Annotated in this window: 1 rRNA gene; it reads left to right on the forward strand. The window is 56.0% G+C overall.

Annotation, left to right across the window (positions count from 1 at the left end):
• The first annotated feature begins 38 nt into the window (after positions 1 to 38).
• Positions 39 to 3,123: ribosomal RNA gene (locus tag SK803_RS46255) — 23S ribosomal RNA — on the forward strand.
• The last annotated feature ends 37 nt before the right edge of the window (positions 3,124 to 3,160 follow it).

Genomic DNA, 3,160 nt, shown 5'->3' on the forward strand with positions numbered 1-3,160 from the left:
GTTCTTTGAGAACTGCACAGTGGATGCGAGCATCTTTGTAGCAAGTTAGTAAGGGCATACGGTGGATGTCTTGGCACCAGGAGCCGATGAAGGACGTAGGAGACTGCGAAAAGTCTAGGGGAGCTGTCAACCGAGCTGAGATCCTAGAATTTCCGAATGGGGAAACCCGGACCCAGTCATGTGGGTTCACCCATACCTGAACACATAGGGTATGTGGAGGGAACGCGGGGAAGTGAAACATCTCAGTACCCGCAGGAAGAGAAAACAACCGTGATTCCGTGAGTAGTGGCGAGCGAAAGCGGATGAGGCTAAACCGCGTCTGTGTGATACCCGGCAGGGGTTGCATTCGCGGGGTCGTGGGACCTCTTGGCTAGTTCTGCCGAGCTAGCAAGCAGTAAGAAACCATTGTGGTTAGAGGAATACGTCTGGAAAGCGTGAGCGTAGAGGGTGAAACTCCCGTACTCGAAAACCTGATGGCTGCTTAGAGTGTTCCCAAGTAGCAGCGTACTCGTGAAATTCGCTGTGAATCTGGCGGGACCACCCGCTAAGCCTAAATACTCCCTGGTGACCGATAGCGGACTAGTACCGTGAGGGAAAGATGAAAAGTACCCCGGGAGGGGAGTGAAATAGTACCTGAAACCGTGTGCCTACAATCCGTCGGAGCCTTTAGGGGTGACGGCGTGCCTTTTGAAGAATGAGCCTGCGAGTTAGTGCTACGTGGCGAGGTTAACCCGTGTGGGGTAGCCGTAGCGAAAGCGAGTCTGAATAGGGCGCTTGAGTCGCGTGGTCTAGACCCGAAGCGGTGTGATCTAGCCATGGCCAGGGTGAAGCGCGGGTAAGACCGCGTGGAGGCCCGAACCCACCAGGGTTGAAAACCTGGGGGATGAGCTGTGGTTAGGGGTGAAAGGCCAATCAAACACCGTGATAGCTGGTTCTCCCCGAAATGCATTTAGGTGCAGCGTCGTGTGTTTCACCGCGGGGGTAGAGCACTGGATGGTCTAGGGGGCCTACAAGCTTACCGAAATCAACCAAACTCCGAATACCGTGGTGTGAGAGCGCGGCAGTGAGACTGCGGGGGATAAGCTTCGTAGTCGAGAGGGAAACAGCCCAGAACGCCAGCTAAGGTCCCTAAGTGTGTGCTAAGTGGGAAAGGATGTGGGGTCGCACAGACAGCCAGGAGGTTGGCTTAGAAGCAGCCACCCTTTAAAGAGTGCGTAATAGCTCACTGGTCAAGTGGTCCTGCGCCGACAATGTAGCGGGGCTTAAGCACACCACCGAAGCTGTGTCATTTCAGCCTTGTGCTGGGATGGGTAGGGGAGCGTCGTGTAGCGGTTGAAGCGGCGGAGTAATCCAGCCGTGGACGCTATGCGAGTGAGAATGCAGGCATGAGTAGCGAAAGACGAGTGAGAAACTCGTCCGCCGGATGACCAAGGGTTCCTGGGCCAGGCTAATCCGCCCAGGGTAAGTCGGGACCTAAGGCGAGGCCGACAGGCGTAGTCGATGGACAACGGGTTGATATTCCCGTACCCGTGTGAACGCGCCCATGATGAACCTTGTGATACTAACCGCCCGAAGCACCTTCCAATGCCCTTCGGGGCTAGGGGGACTGTGGAGCGCGGGACCTGAACTTGTAGTAGTCAAGCGATGGGGTGACGCAGGAGGGTAGCTCCGCCAGTGAGTGGTAGTACTGGTGCAAGCGTGTAGGGAGTCTGGTAGGCAAATCCGCCAGGCATATATCCTGAGACGTGATGCGTAGCCGATTGAGGCGAAGTAGAGTGATCCCATGCTGCCGAGAAAAGCCTCTAGCGAGCTTTCACGCGGCCCGTACCCCAAACCGACACAGGTGGTCAGGTAGAGAATACCGAGGCGATCGGGCGAACTGTGGTTAAGGAACTCGGCAAAATGCCCCCGTAACTTCGGGAGAAGGGGGGCCGTAGCGCTTGAAGCTCTTTACGGGCTAGGGCGAGACGGCCGCAGAGACCAGCGAGAAGCGACTGTTTACTAAAAACACAGGTCCATGCGAAGTCGCAAGACGATGTATATGGACTGACGCCTGCCCGGTGCTGGAACGTTAAGGGGACCGGTTAGTCCTTCGGGGCGAAGCTGAGAACTTAAGCGCCAGTAAACGGCGGTGGTAACTATAACCATCCTAAGGTAGCGAAATTCCTTGTCGGGTAAGTTCCGACCTGCACGAATGGCGTAACGACTTCTCGACTGTCTCAACCGCAGGCCCGGCGAAATTGCATTACGAGTAAAGATGCTCGTTACGCGCGGCAGGACGGAAAGACCCCGGGACCTTTACTATAGCTTGGTATTGGTGTTCGATTCGGCTTGTGTAGGATAGGTGGGAGACTGTGAAGCGCTGACGCCAGTCAGTGTGGAGTCATCGTTGAAATACCACTCTGGTCGTATTGGATGTCTAACCTCGGTCCGTGATCCGGATCAGGGACAGTGCCTGGTGGGTAGTTTAACTGGGGCGGTTGCCTCCCAAAGAGTAACGGAGGCGCTCAAAGGTTCCCTCAGCCTGGTTGGCAATCAGGTGTTGAGTGCAAGTGCACAAGGGAGCTTGACTGTGAGACTGACGGGTCGAGCAGGGACGAAAGTCGGAACTAGTGATCCGGCCATGGCTTGTGGAAGCGTGGTCGCTCAACGGATAAAAGGTACCCCGGGGATAACAGGCTGATCTTGCCCAAGAGTCCATATCGACGGCATGGTTTGGCACCTCGATGTCGGCTCGTCGCATCCTGGGGCTGGAGTAGGTCCCAAGGGTTGGGCTGTTCGCCCATTAAAGCGGTACGCGAGCTGGGTTTAGAACGTCGTGAGACAGTTCGGTCCCTATCCGCCGCGCGCGTAGGATACTTGAGGAAGGCTGTCCCTAGTACGAGAGGACCGGGACGGACGGACCGCTGGTGTGCCAGTTGTTCTGCCAAGAGCATTGCTGGTTGGCTACGTTCGGAAGGGATAACCGCTGAAGGCATCTAAGCGGGAAGCCTGTTCCAAGATGAGGTATCCCACTCTTCGTGAGTTAAGGCCCCCAGCTAGACCACTGGGTTGATAGGCCAGAGGTGGAAGACCGGTAACGGTTGGAGCTGACTGGTACTAATAGGCCGAGGACTTGTTACAAAGACGCTACGCATCCACTGTGCGGTTCTGGAAGAAC

The organism is Lentzea miocenica, from assembly GCF_033949945.1.
GTDB classification, from domain to species: Bacteria; Actinomycetota; Actinomycetes; order Mycobacteriales; family Pseudonocardiaceae; genus Lentzea; species Lentzea miocenica.